The organism is Mycoplasmatota bacterium (assembly GCA_018394295.1).
Lineage (GTDB): Bacteria > Bacillota_I > Bacilli_A > Haloplasmatales > Haloplasmataceae > JAENYC01.
Genome location: CP074573.1, coordinates 1,897,256 through 1,921,134 on the forward strand (window position 1 = coordinate 1,897,256; position 23,879 = coordinate 1,921,134).

Annotated in this window: 22 protein-coding genes and 1 pseudogene; 1 reads left to right on the plus strand and 22 read right to left on the minus strand. The window is 29.2% G+C overall.

Annotation, left to right across the window (positions count from 1 at the left end; genetic code table 11):
• Positions 1-24: 24 nt before the first annotated feature.
• The 18 genes and pseudogenes from KHQ81_08720 to KHQ81_08805 form a co-directional block, all read right to left on the minus strand.
• Positions 25-1,314: a bifunctional folylpolyglutamate synthase/dihydrofolate synthase gene (locus KHQ81_08720; GenBank protein ID QVK16974.1), complete on the minus strand. Its 1,290-nt coding sequence runs from the start codon at positions 1,312-1,314 to the stop codon at positions 25-27.
• Between the two features lie 41 nt (positions 1,315-1,355).
• Positions 1,356-1,994, minus strand: a complete 639-nt coding sequence (nth, locus tag KHQ81_08725; GenBank protein QVK16975.1) for an endonuclease III — start codon at positions 1,992-1,994, stop codon at positions 1,356-1,358.
• Positions 1,982-2,671 carry a DnaD domain protein gene (locus tag KHQ81_08730; GenBank protein QVK16976.1) on the minus strand — a complete coding sequence of 230 codons (690 nt, stop codon included), beginning with the start codon at positions 2,669-2,671 and terminating at the stop codon, positions 1,982-1,984. Before KHQ81_08730 ends, nth begins: the two co-directional genes overlap by 13 nt.
• Before the next feature lie 160 nt (positions 2,672-2,831).
• Positions 2,832-3,989 carry a CCA tRNA nucleotidyltransferase gene (locus tag KHQ81_08735; protein ID QVK16977.1) on the minus strand — a complete coding sequence of 386 codons (1,158 nt, stop codon included), beginning with the start codon at positions 3,987-3,989 and terminating at the stop codon, positions 2,832-2,834.
• An 11-nt stretch (positions 3,990-4,000) separates the two neighbouring features.
• Positions 4,001-4,672, minus strand: coding sequence for a dihydrodipicolinate reductase (locus tag KHQ81_08740; protein QVK16978.1), 672 nt, complete (start codon positions 4,670-4,672; stop codon positions 4,001-4,003).
• A 189-nt stretch (positions 4,673-4,861) separates the two neighbouring features.
• Entirely contained in the window at positions 4,862-6,121 is a 1,260-nt protein-coding gene (gene aroA, locus KHQ81_08745) for a 3-phosphoshikimate 1-carboxyvinyltransferase (GenBank protein QVK19604.1), read from the minus strand.
• Entirely contained in the window at positions 6,115-7,164 is a 1,050-nt protein-coding gene (locus KHQ81_08750; protein ID QVK16979.1) for a 3-dehydroquinate synthase, read from the minus strand. The genes aroA and KHQ81_08750 overlap by 7 nt, the downstream gene beginning before the upstream one ends.
• A gap of 33 nt (positions 7,165-7,197) precedes the next feature.
• Positions 7,198-8,334: a chorismate synthase gene (gene aroC / locus KHQ81_08755; GenBank protein ID QVK19605.1), complete on the minus strand. Its 1,137-nt coding sequence runs from the start codon at positions 8,332-8,334 to the stop codon at positions 7,198-7,200.
• A gap of 98 nt (positions 8,335-8,432) precedes the next feature.
• Positions 8,433-9,821, minus strand: coding sequence for a WG repeat-containing protein (locus KHQ81_08760; GenBank protein ID QVK16980.1), 1,389 nt, complete (start codon positions 9,819-9,821; stop codon positions 8,433-8,435).
• The gene (locus KHQ81_08765; GenBank protein ID QVK16981.1) at positions 9,811-10,410 is read right to left on the minus strand and encodes a hypothetical protein; all 600 of its coding nucleotides are present in this window, start codon (positions 10,408-10,410) and stop codon (positions 9,811-9,813) included. Before KHQ81_08765 ends, KHQ81_08760 begins: the two co-directional genes overlap by 11 nt.
• Before the next feature lie 156 nt (positions 10,411-10,566).
• Positions 10,567-10,839 carry an HU family DNA-binding protein gene (locus tag KHQ81_08770; protein QVK16982.1) on the minus strand — a complete coding sequence of 91 codons (273 nt, stop codon included), beginning with the start codon at positions 10,837-10,839 and terminating at the stop codon, positions 10,567-10,569.
• Between the two features lie 119 nt (positions 10,840-10,958).
• The gene (spoIVA, locus tag KHQ81_08775; protein QVK16983.1) at positions 10,959-12,431 is read right to left on the minus strand and encodes a stage IV sporulation protein A; all 1,473 of its coding nucleotides are present in this window, start codon (positions 12,429-12,431) and stop codon (positions 10,959-10,961) included.
• A gap of 254 nt (positions 12,432-12,685) precedes the next feature.
• Positions 12,686-12,922 carry a stage VI sporulation protein F gene (locus tag KHQ81_08780; GenBank protein QVK16984.1) on the minus strand — a complete coding sequence of 79 codons (237 nt, stop codon included), beginning with the start codon at positions 12,920-12,922 and terminating at the stop codon, positions 12,686-12,688.
• A 63-nt stretch (positions 12,923-12,985) separates the two neighbouring features.
• Positions 12,986-13,987 carry an NAD(P)H-dependent glycerol-3-phosphate dehydrogenase gene (locus KHQ81_08785; protein ID QVK16985.1) on the minus strand — a complete coding sequence of 334 codons (1,002 nt, stop codon included), beginning with the start codon at positions 13,985-13,987 and terminating at the stop codon, positions 12,986-12,988.
• A 14-nt stretch (positions 13,988-14,001) separates the two neighbouring features.
• Complete coding sequence (der, locus tag KHQ81_08790; GenBank protein ID QVK16986.1) at positions 14,002-15,309, minus strand: ribosome biogenesis GTPase Der; 1,308 nt, start codon at positions 15,307-15,309, stop codon at positions 14,002-14,004.
• Positions 15,310-15,328: 19 nt separating this feature from the next.
• Positions 15,329-16,744, minus strand: a complete 1,416-nt coding sequence (locus KHQ81_08795) for a S1 RNA-binding domain-containing protein (protein QVK19606.1) — start codon at positions 16,742-16,744, stop codon at positions 15,329-15,331.
• Positions 16,745-16,750: 6 nt separating this feature from the next.
• Positions 16,751-17,404, minus strand: a pseudogene (gene cmk / locus KHQ81_08800) ((d)CMP kinase).
• Between the two features lie 8 nt (positions 17,405-17,412).
• Positions 17,413-18,207, minus strand: a complete 795-nt coding sequence (locus tag KHQ81_08805; protein ID QVK16987.1) for a hypothetical protein — start codon at positions 18,205-18,207, stop codon at positions 17,413-17,415.
• A gap of 205 nt (positions 18,208-18,412) precedes the next feature.
• Between KHQ81_08805 and KHQ81_08810 the strand changes: the two genes are divergently transcribed.
• Positions 18,413-20,533: a sodium-translocating pyrophosphatase gene (locus KHQ81_08810; GenBank protein ID QVK16988.1), complete on the plus strand. Its 2,121-nt coding sequence runs from the start codon at positions 18,413-18,415 to the stop codon at positions 20,531-20,533.
• 131 nt (positions 20,534-20,664) lie between these two features.
• Here KHQ81_08810 and KHQ81_08815 read toward each other — a convergent pair whose 3' ends face one another.
• From KHQ81_08815 to KHQ81_08830, 4 genes are all read right to left on the minus strand, one after another.
• Entirely contained in the window at positions 20,665-21,426 is a 762-nt protein-coding gene (locus KHQ81_08815; GenBank protein ID QVK16989.1) for an rRNA pseudouridine synthase, read from the minus strand.
• A gap of 151 nt (positions 21,427-21,577) precedes the next feature.
• Positions 21,578-22,087: a spore maturation protein gene (locus tag KHQ81_08820; GenBank protein QVK16990.1), complete on the minus strand. Its 510-nt coding sequence runs from the start codon at positions 22,085-22,087 to the stop codon at positions 21,578-21,580.
• A 19-nt stretch (positions 22,088-22,106) separates the two neighbouring features.
• The gene (locus tag KHQ81_08825) at positions 22,107-22,694 is read right to left on the minus strand and encodes a spore maturation protein (protein ID QVK16991.1); all 588 of its coding nucleotides are present in this window, start codon (positions 22,692-22,694) and stop codon (positions 22,107-22,109) included.
• Positions 22,688-23,791: a D-alanyl-D-alanine carboxypeptidase gene (locus tag KHQ81_08830; GenBank protein ID QVK16992.1), complete on the minus strand. Its 1,104-nt coding sequence runs from the start codon at positions 23,789-23,791 to the stop codon at positions 22,688-22,690. Before KHQ81_08830 ends, KHQ81_08825 begins: the two co-directional genes overlap by 7 nt.
• Positions 23,792-23,879 lie beyond the last annotated feature (88 nt).

Here is a 23,879-nt window from a genome sequence, read left to right on the forward strand (position 1 = left end):
AACACATGAGAGAAGAATATATTATCAATCTTTGTCAATCGATTGAAAATAAGTAATAACTTTTGAAATAAAATATAATGAGCCTGTTACAAGTAATAATTCCTCATTTTTAATCTTATTTAATTTTTCATTCAATACTGTTAAATAATCTTCGTGATAAGTGACATTTAATTTATTCGTATTCTCATATAAATTTTTAGCCGTTTCTGCCCTATAGTAATTAAAACTTGTTAGAGTTAACTCAGTACTAATCGATTGTAATTGTGCTAACATTTTATCTGTTTCTTTATCTTTTAAAGCCGCAAATACTGTATGTATCTTATACCCTTTATCTAAATAATATTTCATTGCTTCAACTAGAGTATTTACACCATCAATATTATGTGAACCATCAATTAATACGAGTGGTTTTTCCTTAATGATTTCTAAACGTCCACCCCATTTAGCATTTTTAAGTCCATTATAAATATATTCATCTTTTATTGACATCTTTCGTATTTTCATTAAATACTCATATATCTTTAGTGCTAACAAAAGATTTTTTAACTGATGAATGCCTAACATCGGTACATATAAAGGCAATCTTTGATAATTAAAAGTCATGCCATGGTCACTAAATTGGGGATCTTTTATCTCATCAAAATCACAAATTTGTAATTTCCCATTAACTTCTTTACAATAATCTTCAAAGACTTGAAGTACTGTTTCCCTTTCTTCAGTAGTCAATAATAATGTATTTTCTTTAACAATACCAGCTTTCTCATAAGCAATTTGAGTTAAAGTATTTCCTAAAACACCGATATGATCATAGGAAATATTAGTTATTCCACACACAAGTGGGTTAATCACATTTGTCGCATCATATCGTCCACCAAGTCCTACCTCAAAGATAACATAATCTACTTTTTTTGATTTAAAATAGACAAATGAAAGTAAGGTGATAATCTCAAATTCTGTCATTTCATCATTTAATTCTTTTTCAACTTGTTCTATAACAGGTAAAATGATATTAGCACATCTAAGTAAGTCTTCATCACTAATATATTCATGATTTATTTGAATCCGTTCGTTAAAAGTTATAATATAAGGAGAAATATAGATTCCCACTTTAAATCCTGAGGCTACTAATAAACGACTAATATAATTTACGGTTGACCCTTTCCCATTGGTCCCTGCAACATGAACTGTTTTCAACTCATCTTGAGGGTTTCCTAGTATCTCACAAGCTCTTTTAACCCGTGTTAAATGTAATTTCATTGAAAACTTATTTTGTGTACTTAACCAATCAAATAGTTCTTTTTTTGTTTCAAACATCTTATCACCTCTAAAAAAATGTCCTTTAGATAAAAAGGACATTATTTATTTTCATTTTCTTTATAATAACGACAAATCATTTTTAATGGACACTTATGACAATTTGGTTTACGCGATAAACAATGGTATCTACCAAAAAAAATCATTTGATGATGAAGTTTATTCCACAGTGCTTTTGGAAAGAAAGCATTCAGTTTTTTTTCAACTGTTAATACAGAATCATCTTTAGCAGCGATATTAAGCCGTTTACTCACCCGTTCAACATGCGTATCAACCGCAAAGGCAGGTTCATTAAACGCAACTGATAGGACTACATTCGCCGTTTTTCTTCCTACTCCAGGAAGTTTCACTAAATCAACGTGTTTTTCTGGTACTTGCACGTTAAAATCATCAATTAACATTTGTGACATTTTCTTTAAGTTTTTAGCTTTATTTTTATATAAACCTAATTGTTTAATCGCCTGTTCAATTTCTTCTAAACTCGCTTTAGCAAAATCTTGTGGTGTTTTATATTTTTCAAACAAAGATTTGGTTACTTTATTAACACTTTTATCAGTCGTTTGTGCTGACAACATTACAGCAACTAATAATTCAAAATGATTCCGATGTTCTAATTCACAATGGGCATTAGGATACATTTCATCAAAAGCAGAAACTATTTGTTTTGCTACTTCATCCATGAAACGTAAACTTCCTCTTCTTTTATTGGCATTTCTTTTTTAGGTACCTCATAGCGTTTAAAAGTCTTAGTATATTCTCGAGCTTGTTCTACATTTTGAATATTTTTTTGTTGCCAAGTTAGTAAAATACGATCAACATATTTTAAGTTATAAGCAGAAGATAATAAAGCTTCTTTTATCGCTAATTTAATTAACCCTAAATCATAATGATATTCATTTATCCATGAAGCAATCATCTGCATTTCAAATGAAGATAATGTTCTACCAAATTCTTTTTCAATTAAATAAACGAGTTCACTCGTATCATTTTCTCGATTAACTTTAATTTCTTTATCATTTTGATAGATTAAATCTTGTAAGATTCTTTGATAAAGTGGTTCTAATGTAAATTTTTCTTTTCGTTTTCCATTGTTGTCAACAACAATATCAAAGGCAATTAAATTAGCTTGAACTAATTTTAAAACTAAGTTTGAACACTCCACAAAATCAAGTGTCATTTTATCCTTTAAATTATTTATTGATAAAAAATGTTCTCCTTGTTCACTCACATTATAAATGTGAAGCAGTAGCATCGCTAATTTTTCATCTAATTCTAATTTAGTATAATTATTTATAATATAATCTTTCACATTAATTAAACGATTATGAATTAATTGCTTAATAAACGGATCAGTCATCATCATACATCTCCAATCAGGTTCATTATGTATGACTATTATAACATAAGTTAATTACTTTGATAATAAAAAATGTCGAAATTTTATATTAAAAGAAAGTGTTATAATTTTTAATTTATATATAGTAAATTAATAAAAAAAATTAAAAGAGAAGTTTCATTTAACTTCTCTTCAAATACTTATTTTGTAAATATTCTTTAATTACTTGATATTCATTTTGGAATTCTCCAATAAGTATTTTTAAACATAGATCATCAAGAACATCACTAATCCATGAACCTGGTTCTTTGTTAAACAAAGTGATTATGTCATCACCTTTAAATTTCACATCACATTGTTTATGAATTGGCATTGATTGGTATGCTTCAATAATTTCTGTTTTTTTATCAGTTGTATGATTTAAAAAAACATTTAATTTATTGGTGAACAAGCAATTTCTTAAACCATTTCTAAAAATCAAAGGTTTTGGATAATCAATAATATCTAATTCAAACATTTCATAAACAATCCGTATTTCTTTTTTATTATGATTAGAAATAGGAAGTTCCATCACTTGTTCATAACTAGAACTAACCGCACAGATGGTTAAAAATTCAAATAAATCAAGGGGAACTATTTTTGTCTTATTTATTGTTTCTAATCCATTTTTTAAAATAGGCAAATGTTCATGAAAGGATGTACTAACTAAAACTTCAATAGCCTTTAAAAAATTAGTTCCTCTCATCATTTTATCAAATTCTATTAAAATTCGTTCATGAGAAATATTTTTGATAAGGTGTGCATTTTGTTTTATGGCAAGTAGTGCCTCATTTTCAATTGTAAATCCTAAAGTAGAAACAAAACGAAATGCGCGAAGCATTCTTAAAGCATCCTCTTGAAAACGATCATAAGGATTTCCAACCGTTCGAATGATTTTATCCTCTATATCTTTTTTTCCACCAACATAATCAATAATTTGATGATCAATCGTTAAAGCTAAGGCATTCATTGTAAAATCACGTCTTTTAACATCTTCTTCTAGATTAGAAACAAAAGCAACTTGATCTGGTTTTCGATTATTAATATACGTACTTTCTGTCCTAAAGGTAGTCACTTCATACTGAGCATCTTTTAAACAAACAGTCACTGTACCATGTTTTAAGCCAGTTAATATTGTTTTTGGAAATATTTCTTTTACAACATCAGGTAAGGCGTTTGTTGCGATATCAATATCTGAGTTTTCTTTATCAAGTAAGAAATCTCGAACATAACCTCCTACAATATATGCATCATATCCATGCTCATTTAATGTTTTAATTATTACTTTTGAATTATTCATTTTATCCCCTTCTATATTAATATTTCTATGGTTTTATAATTTGTTACTTCTATTATCGCATGTTCAATTCCATTTATAAAGGCTTGGCGATTATTAATCTTATGTGTTAAAAAAATACTTTGGTTATTATCAGCAAACAACAAATGATGATTAGCGATAATTCCTGGAAGTCTAACTGAATGAATGTGTTCACGATCAACATTTAATAGTTTCCCAAAATATTTAGCAGTACCACTTGGCTTATCTTTTTTATGAATATTGTGTTCTTCAATTATTTCTACATTAGGTAGTATATTTTTAATTTGAACAATAAGTTCTGACATTTCTTTATTGACAAGTGAAAAATTAGGAGAAATTATGATTCCTACTTGATTTTTTTTAGCGAGATACTTCAAATGTTGAACATCATACTTTTTATACCCTGTTGTCCCACTAACGACATTAATCTGATTTAATATTGCTTTCTTAATTATGTCTAAACAAAATGGATAAATCGAAAAATCAATTAAGGTATCAAATTGTTCGTTTTCTAAACACGTTTTGAATTCAGGATGAATTGGGATTCCCAAATCTAAATTTTGCCTTGATATCCCAGCAACAACTTCATATTCATTTTTTTCTTTTAAGTAATCATATAGGAAAGCGCCCATTTTCCCAGAGATTCCATTGATAACTATCTTCATTATTATTTCCTCTTAATGTGGTATTTAGCCTTTTTATGCATATGTGTTCTTTCATAATGGCGCTTACTCACATAAACATAACTTGTTACCAATACCACCGGAACAAATAACAATAAGATAACAGTTACTGTATTACCCATGATATTCCCTCCCTATCTCACTTTATGTCAAGAATATCTTATTCATAACTTATTTAAGCAGTTTCCTTAAATCATTTTCAAAATTTGGATAGGAAATTTTATCACAATCATCATGTTTAATTTTTATATTACCACAAATGATTTTTGCGACCTTTAACATCATGCTAATCCGATGATCATAATAGGAATCAACTGTATTTGGTGTAAGATTTGTCTTTCCATTTATTATCATTCCATCCTCTAATTCTATTATATCAGCCCCTAAAAGTGTAAGTGAACTTTTAGTTGATTTAATTCTATCTGATTCTTTAACTCTTAATTCACGTGCATCTTTAATTACAGATGTTCCATATATTTGTGTTGCTAGGAGTGTTAAAATCGGTATTTCATCAATAAGGTACGGAATTAAGTTTTTTTCTAATTTGAGTGGTTTCAAATTGCTTTGATATTTAAGATAAAGATCCCCCACTATTTCATTACAAATAACTTTTTGATTCATAATTTTATAATAAGCCCCAATTTGATCTAATACCTTTAAAATTCCTATTCGAGTCGGATTAAGACCACAATCCTTTATTAAAATTTCACTATCTGGTGTGATTAAACAAGCAACTATAAAATAAGCTGCTGAAGAAATATCTCCAGGTACAATTATATCAACTGCATTTAAACGATTCTTCCCAGATAATCTAATTGTTAAGTCATTAGCAGAAATATCTGCTCCCATCGATTGAAGCATCAGTTCCGTATGATTTCTTGAGGTACTTAATTCATGGATAACAGTGGGCTCTTTGACTTTTAATGCTGCTAATAAAACCGCTGACTTCACTTGAGCACTACTTACATCTAGAAAAACTTCATTCCCTTTTAGTTTTGAAGGCATTATTTCAGCGGGTAGATAGTTTTTATCTGTGAGTAGTATATTTGCCTGCAAACATTCTAAATGTTTAACTACGCGCCTCATAGGACGTTTAGAAAGAGAATCATCTCCATTTAATACTGAACTGATTTCTAATCCTGATAAAAGCCCTAGTAAAAGTCGTGCAGTTGTTCCTGAATTCATACAATTAAGTATTTCTATTGGTTCATTAAGACCTTCAAAACCACGACCTGTCACATATACACAATCATTATCTTCAACAATCTCAACACCTAAAGCTTTTAATACACCAATTGTTGCTTTAACATCTTCACTTTTTAATAAATGTTTAATTTTTGCTTTTCCATAACTAATCGCACTTAACAGTAACGCTCTATGAGATATTGATTTATCACCAGGTAATATTACTTCTCCACTTAATTTCATAATAGCACCATCTTAAACTGAGTTAATTTTTCTTTAAATTCTTCTATAGTTAAATTAATTTCATAGGGTTGTCCAAAACGATAAAGTCCAATAAATTTGAGAAATTCATTTTCATTTTTTTTATCATTTTTAATTATTTTTAACATATCCTCAATATGAAAAACTGGTTTTGTTTTAAAATAACCCCAATCAATTAGTTTTTGATAAAATAATTCATAAAATGGATTATCAGACAAAAATAAATCAAAACATATTCCTAAACTCACTGCTTCCCCATGCGAATATTGATCTATTATTTCAATTCCATGAGCTAGTGTATGACCAAAGTTTAAAAATTGTCTTTTACCAAGCTTATCATAAATATCCATTTCAATATAAATCTTCTTTACTAGTATTGAACGATATAATATCTCTTCCATGAAAAAATCATCATCAACAAGCTGGTATAATGAACGATTTTCATCCATTAATTGATTTAAAATATAACCTTCAGATAATAAATCATGTTTAAAGACTTCACCAAAACCACTTAGGATTTCTTTTTCAGGCAAAGTTTTTAAAAAATCTAAATGATAGATTACAACATCAGGCTGGTAAAAAGAGCCAATCACATTTTTAATTTCATGAAAGTTCAACGCTGTTTTCCCACCAACTGAACTATCATGCGACAATAATGTTGTTGGTAGATGAATTAATCGAACACCTCTTTTGTATGTTGAAGCAAAAAAACCTGCAAAGTCAGTGACAACACCTCCACCAAACGCTAAAACAAGAACATTTCTATCTAAATAATGATTTACACAATAATCAATGCATTTTTCATATGATGAAAGATTTTTACTATTTTCCGGATTTTCAGGTAATGAAAAAAGATAATCTGTTTGAACCACTTTTTTTAACGTTTCTAAATGAATGTCTTTTACTGTATCATCTGTAATAATTAACACCTTTTCATCAGTTGTTATAAACTGCTTCAGTGTTTTTAAAACATCTCCAATATAAATATCATAATTTTTATCTAATGCATTAATTGTAATTTTCTTCATATAAACCTCCGAAAATGCTATACCACTAATAATTTAAAACTGTTTTACATATTCACGGTATGATGTGAGGGCTTCTTTTAATTGTTCCATTGTATCAGAAGTAAATTGTTCAAAAATAGCTTTTGCGATTTCATAAACTACTGTATACATACAAATGATACTTGCTGAGGGTACAACACAAACATCACTGCGTTCTATATGGGATAAAACTGCTTCTTTTGATTTTATATGAACGGATTGTAGAGGCTTCATTAAGGTTGGAATCGGTTTAAACACTGCTTTTAATACAATTGGCATCCCTGTTGTCATTCCACCTTCAAAGCCACCATAATGGTTGCTTGTACGAGTAAAGCCGTTGTGATAAACAATTTCATCATGAACTTCACTACCAAAATGGTCGCCTAAAGAAAAACCATCTCCAAACTCTATTCCTTTACACGACTGTATACTTAAAACTGAAGCAGCAATTTTTGCGTCTAATTTAGTCTCATGAGATACATAACTTCCTAGTCCAGCAGGTACATTTGTTACCTCTACCTGACATATTCCGCCTAATGTGTCTTTTTTTATTTTCGCCTCATCGATTAATCGTTTTACCATAACACTACTTTTTTGACTTGGCATTCTTACTTCTGATTGCTCTAAATAACTTAAATCAAAATCATCATCAAGTGTTATTCCACCAATATTTGTCACATAAGAGATAACGGATATACCCAATTGTCTCAATATCTGTAAGCAAATAGCACCAACGACTACACGTGAGACGGTTTCTCTCGCACTAGCTCTTTCAAAAACACACCGCATATCATCTTGATTATATTTAATCGCACCAACTAAATCTGCATGTCCTGGGCGTGGAATTTCTACCTTTTGATAATCTTGTACATCATATGTAAATGGGTCCATATACGACTGATGATTTATATAATCTTTATTTTTCACAACAATCGTCATAGGGGCTCCTGTTGTTTTACCAAATAAAACGCCTGATAAAATCTCTGCTTTATCACTTTCAATTTTCATTCGACCCCCACGACCATATCCTAATTGTCTTTCCCTTAAAGCTTCATTAATTTCATCTAAATCTAAAAAAACATTACTTGGGATTCCTTCTAAAATAATTGTAATTTGTTTACCATGAGAGTAACCACTACTGATATAGCGCATATCATTCACATCCGTTTTTATTTTTCTCATTATATTTTAACATAATTCATTTTTTATTTCATCATAAATAAAAAACCTCAAAAAAGTTATGAAGTTTTTTATGGTTTCCAAATCAAATTCATTTCTTTATCAAAATATGAACTAAATGACTTATTATATAACTCTCCATTAAAATAAAGATAAGGCGTATCATTAATTATATGTATTTTCATATAATCATATATTTTCAACCCAGGAATTATTTCATTCCCTCCTAAATCATAAAGTTGATAAACCATTGCACCATCTTCATAAAACTCATTACAAATCGCTAAAACCTCAAAATGAGGATACACTAGGATATCTAAGGCATTAAATTCTATTGATTCTTTGGTTTGTAAATTATATAAATAAAATAATTCATCATCACTTTTCAACAATACATACCTTTTATTTATCATTTTTATTCCTAAATACTCTTCTGTAAATAATTCTAAACCATCCTGATTTAATAGATTGAAATGTTGTGAATCTTTTGTAACAACAGCATGTTGATTTTGAAAATAATTATATTGATCAATAAAATTATGATTACTTGCTTTTTTATAAATAAAATCGGTAATTAATTGATTAGTATCAATATTTAAGAAGGCATAATTGATTTGATTTAAACTAACTGAAATAATATTTTCTGAATCATTTCCCATTGATAAAAATGCAGGGTTAATCATTATCTCATATCGATTATTCATAAGTCCCCATTTAGCTTCTTGACTAAACTTTAAATAAATTTCTTTTTGTGTGCTTGGTTGTATATAATCATATGCAAAAGGAACAACTACTTCATTTTCTCGATTAATAACACCATATAATCCATCTTTAATAACCACTACTTTTCCATTAAAAAATTGATGAGTAAGTAGTGGATTTCTGTCATAAATAAATGGGATTACAAGTTCACCATTTTTATCAACATAACCAATTTTATTGTTTCCCTTTAAGATAACTGCTGCTAATCCTTCTGCATAATCGTACATATACTCATATTCAACTTCTTTAATCATTATTTGACCGTCTACATAACGTCCAAAAAAATAAGTGTGTTTTTCATTAACTATTTTTTTCAAAAAATAGCGATCCTCACCTAAATAAGATATATCAGAATACTCATAATCTAAAATATAATTACCCTTTTTATTTATGATTGCATCTAGATGATCCTTATTGGTTACAATCGCAAAGTAATTATCATGAAATAGTGAGGCGTTCACCCAATTTTCATCTAGTAATACTATCTCTCCCTTAAAATTACTATAACCGATGGAATTTGAATCAAATATTTGCCCATTTGGACATGAGATAGGAAGTAAAATATCAAATGTAGAATTCAATTTACCATTAATTTTACAAGAACTAGGCTTAATTTGGGGATTATATGAGGAAGAGAAGAAAAAGATTAATCCTATACATATTATAATTAACGTTATTAAAAACATTTTAATTTTCATCTAAACCTCCACACGCGTTATTTCGATTAAAATAAAAATCTAACCTGTCACTTACCGTAGACTGATCTTCATAACTCGTTCCATATAATAACCAAAAGATTACATCAAAATGATGTAAACTCCTTTGCCACCATCTACCTTCTTGATTGAAAAAATTATAAGTTCCTTTATTTATCGAATTTGTAACAATTTTAATAAATAAATTATTCCCATTCTCATCTTTTTCAACTTTCACAATATATTCATAGTGCCCATTCCGACTTAAGTATTTTAAATTATGACAATCATTAATATTATGGAAAGTAGCATTTCTTGCTGGGATTATTTTATTTGAGTTAATTAATCCAACAAATCTTTCAATACTGACATGTGTTCTTAACGCATGATCATCTTGTTTTTTATAATACATATTTTTAAGTGATCTATTTAAAAGTTTTAATTCTAGACAAGTTGTACTTTGTGAATGGGTGATAATTTCTAATATTTTTTCTTCAATCTTATATAATTGATTATCTTTTTTTATAATTAAACAAATTAATCCCATACCAATGATAAAAAGGAGGCTAATATGAACATATTTCTTAATCATGTGTTCCTCCTTTATAAATATTCATTCTTTTTATACTATTATATTATTACAATATTTATTTGATTAATAAAACTTGAAAAATTGTTTATAAAAATAAAAACCTACTACTTTGTTAAAGTAGTAGGTCCAAATTACCCTTTTTATAATTACTTCATATTATTTTATTTCTTCTTTGAATGTTTTTCCAGCTTTGAAAATTGGAAGAATTGCTTCTGTCACGATGATTTTTTCTCCTGTTTTAGGGTTAACTCCATTACGTTCTTTTCGGTGTTTGGTTTCAAATGTACCAAAACCAGAGACAGTCACTTTATCACGTGATTTTAAAGTGTCGTAAATGGTGTTAATCATTGTGTCAACTACTAACTCAACGTCTTTCTTTTTCATTTCTGTTTTTTCTGCTACAACGTTAATTAATTGTGATTTGTTCATAACTACGCCTCCTTTATATGTGACTCAAATAATATAACATAATTTTTGACAATATACAATATCTATGTTTATATTTTTCATCTTTTTTCTTATATTATACTTGAATTTTTTCAATTCAACTATAAAATAATCGCAATTAAGCCTCCAGAACCCTTATTTATCACCTTTTCAAGAGTGTCACGGAACTTCTGTCTAGCCTTGTCTGGTAGCACATAAAGTTTAGCATTAATTCCATCTACGACTAAAGAATCAAGTGTTCTACCAAAAATATCTTGTTTCCATACGGATAATGGATCTCTATCATAGTCTTGCATAATATAATTAATTAAGTCTTGACTTTGTTGTTCTGTCCCAATAATCGGTTCGAAAGTTGATTCAACATCAACTTTTATCATATGAATAGAAGGCGCAATTGCACGTAATTTAACACCATATCGACTACCTTGTTTAACAACTTCAGGCTTATCTAATTTCATATCTTCAATTCTTGGGGTTGCAATTCCATAACCTAATTGACGAACCATATGTAAAGCAGAAGAAATACTATCATATTCATGTTTCGCTTCACGATATTCTTGAAGTAATGAAATAAATTCACCTCTATCATCTAATTTTTGTCCAATTATACTTTCAATAATTTCATTATATAATTCATCTTTACAAACAACTGTAATTTCAGCTGAACCAGAGGCAGGGTCAACTGCAGTTAATTGAACGTCACTAATAAATTCATTTTCTCTTAATGCCTCAACGATTTTATTAGTTTCACGTAATTTTTGATATTCATTACTAACATTTTTGATAACATCATCAAATTGTCTTTTTACACTGTGGTTTTCATTTAAAACACTAATCCAACTTGGAACTTTAATATTAAGTTCTTTAATCTTAAATTCATAAAGAGCTTCTTTTAATACTCGATTTACATCACGTAAAGAAATATTTTCAACAGAGATAGGAAGAACAGGTACATCATACTTTTCTACTAATGTATCACGTAATGCCTGGGTTTCTTGTTTTTGAGGATGTCTACTGTTTAAAACAACAATAAATGGCTTATCTAACTGTTTTAAATCATTTATCGTTCTTTCTTCAGCTTCTAAATAATCTTCTCTTGAAAAATCACAAATTGAACCATCTGTTGTCATGACAATACCAATTGTCGAATGATCTTCAATAACTTTTCTAGTTCCAATTTCAGCAGCATCCTTAAATGGAATCGGCTCTTCAAACCATGGGGTGTGAACCATTCTTGGTCCCTCATCATCAGTATATCCTTTTGAATTAGGGATGACAAAACCAACACAATCAACTAAACGAACCTTTACATCTAAGTCATCTAAATTAATGCTCATAATTTGATTCGGAATAAATTTAGGTTCTGTGGTCATGATGGTTCTTCCATCCGCTGCTTGAGGTAATTCATCGACTACTTTTTTATATAAGTCTTCGTCGTGAACATTCGGTAGGATCAATGATTCAACAAATTTTCTAATAAATGTGGATTTCCCCGAACGTACAGGTCCCACAACTCCTAAATAGAGCTCTTTAGAGGTACGTTCGACTATATCACGAATATATTCTTCGCTCATATTATTCCTCGCTTTCTTATTTCTTCTCACAACATTATATTTTTTTAATGACTCATATATTCAAAAATAAGTAAAAAACTTATATATAAATTCTAATTTTTAACTTTTTTGACATTTTTTAAGAGAATTAACTCCCATTTAAGCTTTTTTCCTTCAATTTTGTTTATATCTTCTTCATATAAAATAAAAAAATGGATAAAATTATATCTTATACAACTTGATGATAAATAAAAAAACTTAGGATTTCCCTAAGTTTAAAATAAATCGTTTATATTTGATGGAACGCCATCATTTTTTATTTTTTTTACAATTTTATCCTCTAAATCTTTCGTAACATTTTTATTAGCTACTTTTGAAATATCTCGAATTAATTTTCTTAACACTTTCTCATCACTTAAATCTGCATTTTTTATACTATCAGCAATATCAAAAATAGTGTTTTTATCAATACTAGCCTTTTTGTTTATTTCATCAAAAACATTTTTAAACATAACAAAAAACCTCCTAGACTTGATTCATAATAAGTATATGACAAAGTAGGAGGTAATGTGCTTTTATTCTGATTTTAAATTTCTTTGCATTAATTCTTTCAAAATTTCAACAGGTTCTATTTCATTAAATAAAACATCATAAACCGCAAAAATTATCGGCATTTCTACATCTAATTCTTTAGCATACTTATAAGCAGCTTCACAACTTCTAACACCTTCAACAACCATAGTCATCGATGCTAAAGTTTCTTTTAAATTTTTTCCACTTCCGATTTTTAAACCTGCTTGATAATTACGACTATGCATACTAGTAGCTGTTACAATTAAATCACCAAGACCTGTTAACCCAAATAAGGTTTCTTCTTTAGCTCCAGCTTTTACAGCGAGTCTTCTCATTTCAGCTAGTCCTCGAGTAATTAAAGCCGCTTTTGCATTATCACCATAACCTAAACCTGATAAAATACCAGCAGCTAAAGCAATAATGTTTTTTAATGAACCGCCTAATTCAGCACCAATTAAATCATTTAACGTGTAAACGCGAAAATACTCATCATTATTAAATAATTGTTGTATATCTTTAGCAAGTTCTATGTTATCACTTGATGCTGCGACTGTTGTCAATTGACGTTTAATAACCTCTTCAGCGTGACTTGGTCCAGTTAGTGCAACAAATCCTTTAATTTTTTCTGGTGCTATTTCTTCATAAACAATTTCTGAGACACGTTTAAATGTCTTTGGCTCAATCCCTTTACTAGCATTAACAAATACAACTGGGTGGTCCAAAGAATCATTAACACTTTTTAAGGCTTGACGCATCACCTTAGTTGGTACAACGGTCAATACTACATCACTACCAAGTAAAGCTTCTTTTAAATCTGTATACCCAATAATACTATTTGGAAGTTTAGAACCTGGTAAATAACGCTCATTTGTATGATGGTTATTAATTTCTGCAATCAATGATTGGTCTAAATCATATACCTTTACTAAATGTTTATTATCAGCAAGTAAAAGCGATAAACCACTACCCCAACTTCCTGCACCTATAATTGTAATTGTTCTCATGTTTATTCCACCTTTTAATCTCTAATTCTAGGTATTAATTTAATCGGTGTTCCAGTAAATTCGAAATTCTCTCTTAATTTATTATCTAAAAACCGCTCATAAGAAAAGTGTAAATACTTTGGATGATTTACAAACATCACGAAAGTTGGTGGTTTGACATCTACTTGTGTGACGTAATAAATTCTTAATTTACCACCATTATGTGTTGGCGCAGGATTTAGACTGGCAGCATCTAGAATAACTTCGTTTAATACATTCGTTGGAACACGACGAGAATAATTTTCAAATGCTTTAAGTAATGCATCAAATAACGTATGAATCCGTTTATTTTCTTTAGCACTAATAAAAATAATCGGAGCATAATCTAAAAAGACAAATTCACGTCTAATATTTTCTATCCAACGTTTCATCGTTTTATCATCTTTATCAATCGCATCCCATTTATTAACACATAAAATAACTGCTTTATTATTATTATGTGCATAGCCTGCAATACGCTTATCAAACTCTCTAATTCCTTCAAAAGCATTTAAAACAACCACACAAACATCACTACGTTCAATGGCAGACATCGCTCTTAACACACTATATTTTTCGGTATTTTCATAAACTTTACCTTTTTTACGCATTCCAGCTGTATCAATAACCACATAATCATGACCATCTTTAGTAAACTGGGTATCAATTGCATCACGTGTGGTTCCAGCAATATCACTAACAATTACTCTTTCTTCACCTAACAAAACATTTGTTAGAGATGATTTTCCAACATTTGGTCTTCCAATCAAAGAAAATTTAATTGTCTTTTCATCGTAATTTATAACTTTTTCTTTTGGTAACTTATGAATCAAAGCATCTAACAAATCACCAAATCCAATTCCATGTGTTGAAGAAATCGGAATAACATCAGCGAATCCTAAAGAATAAAATTCATAGACACTTTCTTTAAAACTGATATCATCCACTTTATTAACGGCACATATAACTTCTTTATTACTTTTAAACAATAAATTCGCAACAAATTCATCGGCAGCAGTAATTCCATCACGGACGTTACAGACAAATATAATTACATCTGCTTCATCTATTGCAATTTCTGCTTGTTGTTTTATTTGTGAAAGGAATGGTTCATCAGATATTTCTATTCCACCGGTATCAATTAAATTAAATTTACTACCTAACCATTCACCTTTTGAGTAAATTCTATCACGTGTTACTCCAGGAGTATCTTCGACAATAGACAACCTTTGACCTACGATTCTATTAAAAATAGTGGACTTCCCACAATTAGGACGTCCCACTATCGCAACTACTGGAAACATAAATTTTCACCTGCATTTTTTATTCTTCGTCGCCGCTTAATAATTCCTTTAATTTATCTCCAAACATGTCACCAAGTGTATCATTTTTAACTTGATCTTGTTCTTTCATATATTTAAGAAATTCTTTTCTTTCAGTATCTTCTTTAATACGACGAATACTAACTGATAATATTTGTTCTTCAGGATTAAAATCCATTACTTTTACATTAATTGTTTGACCCACTGTTAATTCATCTTCAGCTTTAGTAATTCTTTTTTCACCTGTAATTTGTTTTTTAGATAATAATCCCACGACATCTTCTACATAAGAAACAATGGCATCACCATCAACAAAATCAACAACTTTCATTTCTACAATATCATATTTTTTTAATCCACATGTAAACCAAGGATTTTCTTTAATTCCACGAACTGATAAAGATAATTTTTCATGATTTACGTCAATTCGGTTTACTTTTACTTTGATTTTTTGACCTACTTCAATATGGTCAAACATGTTAATATTTGGATTATATGAATATTCATTTTTATGTAGTAATCCATCAACATAAGGATAAACATTAATAAATGCACCAAAGTCGGTAATACGAACAATAGTTCCTTCTATAACGTCTCCTTCTTTGACATTTTGCCCAACAACTTCCCATGGTTTAGGAAGTAACGCCTTAATTGAATATAATACTTGTAATTTTTCATCATTTTTATCGATTACTTTAATATTTACTTTATCTCCAATTTTAGCTACTTCTGATATATCTTGGAATGGTAAATGAGAGATTTGTCTTAATGGAACAAGTCCTTGATAATTATGTGCAACGACTAATAAACCGTAACGTTCAATTCTAACGACTTCTCCTTCATAAACTGCATCTTTTTCGATTGCGTTATATTTTTTTAATTTATCTTTGAAGTATTCAGCTGCGATTACTGCTCTTCTTGATACGACAATTTTCATTCCTCTTCTATCTTTTTTCATTTCAATTATTTTAACTTTAATTGTTTCATTTAGTAATGATTCACCATTAAAATTAGCGTCAACATCAACTTCATTTTTAGGCATAATGCAGTCAATCCCGTAAATATTAACGATAAATACATTTCTTTTTTCTTCAGTAACTTTTCCTGCAACTACATTTTTATGATGAAACTTATTTTCAATCTTATGTAAATTTTGTTCTTTTTCAATATCAATGCGTGATAATAAAGCAACTTCATCATTTATTTTTTTGATTTTCGCTTTAATTGTATCCCCTTCTTGGTACAACTCCTTCGCACTAGATACCTTATTTAGTGTTAATTGGTTTAAATAAATTCTCCCTTCTGTAGCATAATGAAAATCAACTAGGACCTCATTATCAGTTACTTCAATAACTTCTCCTTCAATTGTTTGTCCAATTCTAAATTTTTGAATGTCATAAATTTCTTTTTCGCTCATGTCAGTCACCTTCCCTAAAATTATACCAATCATTATGTTTACCACTTCAACAATTGTAAGTTTAGATGTATCAATTTCTAAAGCATCTTCTGCTTTCTTTAAAGGATTCAATTCTCGATTAGAATCATAGTGATCCCGTTTAATAATTTCCTCTTTTATTTCATCTAAATTTACTTCGATGTTATTTGATTTTAGTTCTAAATATCTTCTTTTTGCTCGTTCTTCAACAGAAGCAGTTAAGAAAAACTTAAACGTTGCATCTTTTAAGACATTTGTTCCAATATCTCTCCCATCCATAATAACATTTGAATTTAAAGAAATTGCTCTTTGCATAGGAACAATTTTATCGCGAACGATCTTTTTTGATGAAACAACAGAAACAGCATTTGATACATAACGACTACGAATTTCATTTGTAATGTCTAATCCATCAATAAAAATTTTATTATCTGGAGTCAATTGTAAATTAATTGTTTCAAGAAATTCATATTGAGCTTCATCATTGATGTCAATATTTAAATTCAATGCTTTATATGTAATAGCGCGGTACATAGCACCAGTATCGACATAGACATATTTTAATCTCTCTGCCAATTTTTTCGCAATGGTGCTTTTACCTGCTCCTGCTGGTCCATCAATTGCTACACTATTATACCTCATGATTCCTCCTAAATATTCAAGTAGCCTTGAATGTTAAGTTGTAATAAAATTTTTTGAATAAATTCTAAAATCGTTTCTCTATATAGAAATATCAAAATCGCAAGAAGAATAAAAAACATAATAAGAAGTATACTTGGTAATATCTTCTTTTTAACAGTCGGTTTTGTCTGTTGATTATCAGAAGTTGTTTTTTTTATCTCATCTGCAACAAAATCTTCTTCTACTGTTTCATCAATTATTTCATTCATATTATCTTCAAGCAAAGAATCATCATTGTTAGTGTTACTTGAAGAATTTAAATTTATGTCATCAATTAAACTTTTCAATAACGATTTCTGATCTGTTGTATTTATAATTTCTTGTTCTGATTTATGTAATATATCATTTATATTCACATCATCATTATTATGATCTTGTTCTGTAGATACTTCAATTTCAAAGTTTGTTTCATCATTATCTGGTTCTAAATCTATTTGTTCATCAACATCTAGTACTTTTTCACTAACATAATTTCCTTTTAGTTGTTCTAAATAATCATAAAGAGAGTTAATTTCTTCAGTAGTTTGTGTTTCTAATAAGTTTTTAACAGTACTAACTAAAGTATTATTCTCACCTTTTAAATCGATTTTTTGAGAACTTTGATAACTTTTAACAATTTTTGACAAATTATGTTGATGTTGAGGTAATAAATCAATATCGTCATTAACCAAATTAGTGTCTTGATTGCTTTTTTGAAACATATGGGGCATCTTACTTTTTTGATTTTTGTAATTTGTATGTATTTGTTTATCATTAATACTCATAATGAATCACCCTTTAAAAATATATCATTAGAATTATAGCACATTTTTATCTATTTTATAATAGATTTTTGCATTAATTGAAAAATTCTTTATCATACTATGAATAAATAAATAAAAAAATAACGAGAAATATTTGCTTAAAAATATAAATTTTGCTATAATTCTTATGTTATGTAATGAAACTATTTAGGAGGAGAAATTTAACATGGCAAACTTAATTTATGCTGCTATTGCTATCGGTGTAATTGGCTTATTATATGCGTTAGTATTATATAACAGAGTCAATAAAGCACCTAAAGGAACAGATAGAATGATTGAAATTCAATCATATATTAAAGAAGGAGCAATGGCATTTTTATCTAGAGAGTATAAAATACTCATTATCTTTGCTGGTGTGTTATTCTTATTAATAGGATTTTTAACACAGTTATCAAAAGATGTAACCTCTTTAAACGCTTGGTTAACAGCCATTAATTTCTTGTTTGGAGCTTTCTTATCAGCACTTGCTGGTTATATTGGAATGAAGGCTGCAACAAGTGCAAATGCACGTACTGCTGCTGCTGCAAAAGAAAGCGGAATGAATAAAGCTTTATCAATTGCATTTAGTGGTGGATCTGTAATGGGAATGAGCGTTGTAGGTTTAGGACTATTCGGAATCAGTTTAGTTTATGCAATTGAAACTATTATCTTATCAAATGCAAATGCAACTATTAGCATTCAAGATGTTATCAGTGGATTCGGATTAGGTGCTTCATCAATCGCATTATTCGGACGTGTTGGTGGAGGTATTTATACAAAAGCTGCTGACGTTGGTGCTGATTTAGTTGGAAAAGTTGAAGCTGGAATTCCTGAAGATGACCCAAGAAACCCTGCAGTAATTGCAGATAATGTTGGGGACAATGTTGGAGATGTTGCAGGAATGGGTGCTGACCTATTTGAATCATATGTTGGTTCTATTATTGCTGCAATTACATTAGGTATTACAACTGTTAATCAATTTATTAATAAACCAGAACTATTTGATGACCATGCTTTATTAGACATATTAAAAGAGGTCACAACTGATAGTGCATTGGCAAAAGTTGAATTTGCATTATTCCCTGTTATAATTGCTGCAATTGGAATCATTGCTTCAATTTTAGGATCATTCTTTGTTAAGGGAAATGAAAATTCTGACCCACATAAATCATTAAAATTAGGAACTTATGTTAGTGCTTTTATTACCGTTATTGCATCATTAGCACTTAGTTTCTTTGTATTTGATTCATATAAACCATTTGCTGCGATTATTTCTGGTTTAGTAGTTGGATTAATAATCGGTGTCTTAACAGAAATATACACTTCTAGTGATTATCGTTTTATTAAAAAAATTGTTGATCAATCTAAAACAGGCCCTGCAACAACCATCATTTCAGGTTTATCTGTTGGTATGTCATCTACCGCTTTACCTGTATTAGTTATTGGTGCTGGTACAATCCTTGCATATCAATTTGCTGGTCTTTATGGAATAGCACTTGCTGCAGTTGGGATGTTGTCAATTGTTGGTAATACTGTTGCTATCGATGCTTATGGTCCAATTGCTGATAACGCTGGTGGTATTGCTGAAATGGCTGAACTTCCTAGTGATGTACGTAAAATTACTGATAAATTAGACTCTGTTGGTAATACAACAGCTGCTATAGGTAAAGGATTTGCGATTGGTTCTGCTGCTTTAACAGCACTTGCTTTATTTGCAGCTTACGCTCAAGTCGCTAATTTAGAAAGTGTTAACGTATTGGATCCTCTTGTTGTCGTTGGATTATTAATCGGTGCGATGTTACCATTCTTATTCTCAGCATTAACTATGTCTTCTGTTGGTAAAGCAGCATTTGATATGATTGAAGAAGTTCGTCGTCAGTTCCGTGAAATACCTGGCATTATGGAAGGTAAAGGAAAACCTGACTATGCTAAATGTGTTGAAATTTCTACAGGTGCAGCAATTAGAGAAATGATACTACCTGGTATATTAGCTGTTTTAGCACCTTTATTAACTGGATTCATTTTAGGTTCAGCTGCCTTGGGTGGATTATTAGCTGGTGCTTTAGCAAGTGGTATCATGATGGCTATTTTCATGGCTAATGCTGGTGGTGCTTGGGACAATGCTAAAAAATCAATTGAAGCAGATGGACGTAAAGGCTCTGAAGAACATAAAGCTGCTGTTGTTGGTGACACAGTAGGTGATCCATTCAAAGATACGTCTGGTCCATCAATTAACATCTTAATTAAATTGATGACAATTGTATCGTTAGTATTTGCTTCACTATTTAGTGCTACTGGGTTATTTTAATTAACATAAAGTAAAGACTGAATTTTAAAAATTCAGTCTTTTTTTTATCAATTTTCATGTTTTTAATAATGTTCTTTTACCAAATATATAAAAAATAATTATTCCATTTAAAGAATAATTATTTTTTTAATTTAATAATTTCTTATTTGATACTTCTTTGTATCCTCTTTATATTGTGCTAATACATAAAGATGCTTAACTTCATGTATTTTTAACCGACGAAACTCTCCTGATTTTAATCCAGCAACATCTAAAAACGCATATCTTTCACGTCTTAATTTTTTGACAGGGTGTCCTATAGCCTCAAACATTAATTTTACTTGATGATATTTACCTTCATGGATTGTAATTCTTACTGAAGAAGATTGATTTTTCTTATCAATGCTTATTAATTCGACTTTAGCTTTTGCGGTAGTATATCCTTCTAACTTAATACCCGTTCTTAGTTTCATCAGAGCAGGATTATTAACAATTCCCACACATCTTACTAAATAAACTTTATCAATTTCATTTTTGGGATGCATTAATAAATTAGCTAATTCACCATCATTAGTTAAAATTAACGCTCCTGTTGTGTCATAATCTAATCTTCCAACAGGAAATATACGTTCCTTGACACCTTTTTCATGAAAATAATCAACAACCACAGTTCTGTCTTTATCATCTGAAACTGCAGAAATACAACCTGCTGGTTTATTAATAATGTAATAAACTTTTTCTTCTTTTTCAATTTTCATACCATTGACTTCGACTAAATCCTTATCCGATACTTTAAAGCCAAGTTCAGTAATCGTTTTATGATTGACTTTAACCTTACCATCTAATATTAATTGTTCTGCTTTTCTGCGACTTGCTACACCACTTCTTGCAATCACTTTTTGTAATCTTTCCATTATTTCACCTTCACTATCATTGTCATACTTTATTGTACAACATAAAATCTATTTTACACAATCTTTTATGTAATTAAAACTAAAAGTTATTATTATTTATTATCTTTTATACATTATTTAGTTTCAAAATAGAGTTATTCATTTAATTCAATCAAAATAAAATAAATTTTATTATTAAAAAGGCAAAAATGAAGGATAAAATATCAACAATGATACCTGCTTTTAAAGAATATTTTATATCTTTAATCCCAACAGCACCAAAATAGACCGTTATAATATAAAGAGTTGTATCGGTACTACCTTGTATAACAGAAGCTAAATAGCCCGTAAAACTATCAGGTCCATACGTTTTAAAAATATCATTTATAATAGCTAAACTAGCCATACCAGATATTGGCCTAAAAAACATTAATGTTAAAATATCTATATTAATTTTTTGCTGTGTATCGACTAATGTAACTACTGTTCTTAAAAAATCTGAACTCTTAAAAACCGCTGTTGCGATAATCATACTCGCTACATAGGGTAATATTTCAAATGCAACTTTTACACCTTCTTTTGCACCAGTGATAAAACTATCATAAGCATTTACTTTTTTATACCATGCATAAATCATTAAACTTATAATTAATACAGGCAGAATATAAATTGTAAAACTCATTTAATCATCTTCTCTAACTTTAAAATTTGTCTTTATTTAAATAATAAAAGATTCGATCCAAAATGATAGCACATAACGTTGATAGTGTTGTACCTATAATCACTAGGGGTAAAACTTTTGTTGGTTCTGTACTCCCATATATTTTTCTTAAAGAAATAATGGTTGTTGGTAGTAATGTTAAACAAGAGCAGTTTATGAGAATTAACGTAATCATTGATCGACTAGCTGTCTTTTTATTTTTATTTATTTTTTTCATCTCTTCCATTGATTTTATACCAAGTGGGGTAGCAACACTTCCTAAACCTAAAATATTCGCAGCAATATTACTCGCTAAATAACCATGAACATCATGTTCCTTAGGTAACTCAGGAAAGATATATTTTGTGATAAAATAAATTTTTTTTGCAAAAGCATCAATTAAACCACAATCTTTTGCGATTTGTAGAAAACCATTCCATAATATATATAAACCAGTTAAGTTTAGTATCATTGTGACAGAATCATGAGGTGCATTTAATAAAGCATTGTTTAGTTCAACAACTTTATTATTATAAATCGCAAAACCAATACCAATAATAAACAAAAAAATCCAAATTTTATTTACCATAACATTTCACGAATAAATTCCTTCATTCCATTCCATATATCAATAATTGTTATACTGTCTTTTAATACACTATGGGTTGAGTCATACCTGATGATTTCTTTTCTTAACATTACCTGATTATCTTTTACTAATAGAAGATAAGGTTGATTAGACAAAGAATCAACATCAATCACTATTTTAAAATCATTCATTTCCTCATTTCTCATTGGATAGACTACTTGATCATCTATATAAAAAATATCATTTAACTTTTTCACTTCAAAAATACCTTTTTCTAAAACGATCTTTAAATCATACTCTTTAAATCCATAATCAAATAATTTCATATGATCATTCCAATCATCAGGACCATTTAATGTCACAGAAATTAATTCAAAATTATTTTTATTAGCAACAGAAACTAAGGTTCTTTTAGCTAATTTAGTGTATCCTGTTTTCCCACCAATAATAAAATCATAACCTTTAATTAGCTTATGTTTATTAGACCAAACAAAAAACTTCCCATCTTTTGTTTCTGCTCTATGAATCGATGTATTGTTGATTTCTCTAAATAACACATTCTCCATTGCATTTTTCGAAATAATTGCCATATCATATGCTGTTGAGATATTACGATTATTTTCATCTAAACCAGATGGATTCTCGAATGTTGAATCCCTTAATCCTAAAGATTTTGCTTTTTCATTCATCATTAAAACAAAGGTATTCACATTACCTGCCACATGTTCAGCAATTGCATAAGCAGCATCATTTCCACTTCTAAGCATTAATCCATAGAGTAAATCTCGTAATTTTATTTGAGTTCCTTCTTCTAAATACAATGAAGACCCTATTTGTAATGTTGCTTTTTTACTGATTGTCACATATTCATCTAAATTAGAATTTTCAATGGCAACGAGTGCTGTCATAATTTTAGAAATAGAAGCAATCGGTCTTTGTTCACCACTATTTTTTTCATAGAGTACTCTACCACTTTGACTATCTAAAAGAACCGCACATTGTGCACTTACTGATAATCTTGCATCACTTTTCACTTTCATATTCATCATCAATAACACGATTATCACACAGAACATGGTTAAAAAAACTTTTTTCATGACTATCACCTAGAAAATTATATGAAATAGTTTGTATTAAAATGATGAATAGAAAGATTTACATAAAAAAAACTGTATTCATAAGTAT

What these genes read in the sequence shown, in the direction of transcription:
- KHQ81_08735 (QVK16977.1), bottom strand. Translation starts at nt 3,989, where the DNA reads ATGAATAATTCAAAAGTAATAATTAAAACATTAAATGAGCATGGATAT.
- KHQ81_08780 (QVK16984.1), bottom strand. Translation starts at nt 12,922, where the DNA reads ATGTTTAAAAATGTTTTTGATGAAATAAACAAAAAGGCTAGTATTGAT.
- KHQ81_08785 (QVK16985.1), bottom strand. Translation starts at nt 13,987, where the DNA reads ATGAGAACAATTACAATTATAGGTGCAGGAAGTTGGGGTAGTGGTTTA.
- KHQ81_08805 (QVK16987.1), bottom strand. Translation starts at nt 18,207, where the DNA reads ATGAGTATTAATGATAAACAAATACATACAAATTACAAAAATCAAAAA.
- KHQ81_08740 (QVK16978.1), bottom strand. Translation starts at nt 4,672, where the DNA reads ATGAAGATAGTTATCAATGGAATCTCTGGGAAAATGGGCGCTTTCCTA.
- KHQ81_08815 (QVK16989.1), bottom strand. Translation starts at nt 21,426, where the DNA reads ATGGAAAGATTACAAAAAGTGATTGCAAGAAGTGGTGTAGCAAGTCGC.
- der (QVK16986.1), bottom strand. Translation starts at nt 15,309, where the DNA reads ATGTTTCCAGTAGTTGCGATAGTGGGACGTCCTAATTGTGGGAAGTCC.
- KHQ81_08730 (QVK16976.1), bottom strand. Translation starts at nt 2,671, where the DNA reads ATGACTGATCCGTTTATTAAGCAATTAATTCATAATCGTTTAATTAAT.
- KHQ81_08750 (QVK16979.1), bottom strand. Translation starts at nt 7,164, where the DNA reads ATGAAGAAAATTACAATTAATGCATTAGATAAAAATTATGATATTTAT.
- KHQ81_08820 (QVK16990.1), bottom strand. Translation starts at nt 22,087, where the DNA reads ATGAGTTTTACAATTTATATTCTGCCTGTATTAATTATAAGTTTAATG.
- KHQ81_08760 (QVK16980.1), bottom strand. Translation starts at nt 9,821, where the DNA reads ATGAAAATTAAAATGTTTTTAATAACGTTAATTATAATATGTATAGGA.
- KHQ81_08825 (QVK16991.1), bottom strand. Translation starts at nt 22,694, where the DNA reads ATGGTAAATAAAATTTGGATTTTTTTGTTTATTATTGGTATTGGTTTT.
- KHQ81_08770 (QVK16982.1), bottom strand. Translation starts at nt 10,839, where the DNA reads ATGAACAAATCACAATTAATTAACGTTGTAGCAGAAAAAACAGAAATG.
- spoIVA (QVK16983.1), bottom strand. Translation starts at nt 12,431, where the DNA reads ATGAGCGAAGAATATATTCGTGATATAGTCGAACGTACCTCTAAAGAG.
- KHQ81_08795 (QVK19606.1), bottom strand. Translation starts at nt 16,744, where the DNA reads ATGAGCGAAAAAGAAATTTATGACATTCAAAAATTTAGAATTGGACAA.
- nth (QVK16975.1), bottom strand. Translation starts at nt 1,994, where the DNA reads ATGGATGAAGTAGCAAAACAAATAGTTTCTGCTTTTGATGAAATGTAT.
- KHQ81_08810 (QVK16988.1), top strand. Translation starts at nt 18,413, where the DNA reads ATGGCAAACTTAATTTATGCTGCTATTGCTATCGGTGTAATTGGCTTA.
- KHQ81_08720 (QVK16974.1), bottom strand. Translation starts at nt 1,314, where the DNA reads ATGTTTGAAACAAAAAAAGAACTATTTGATTGGTTAAGTACACAAAAT.
- aroC (QVK19605.1), bottom strand. Translation starts at nt 8,334, where the DNA reads ATGCGCTATATCAGTAGTGGTTACTCTCATGGTAAACAAATTACAATT.
- KHQ81_08830 (QVK16992.1), bottom strand. Translation starts at nt 23,791, where the DNA reads ATGAAAAAAGTTTTTTTAACCATGTTCTGTGTGATAATCGTGTTATTG.
- KHQ81_08765 (QVK16981.1), bottom strand. Translation starts at nt 10,410, where the DNA reads ATGATTAAGAAATATGTTCATATTAGCCTCCTTTTTATCATTGGTATG.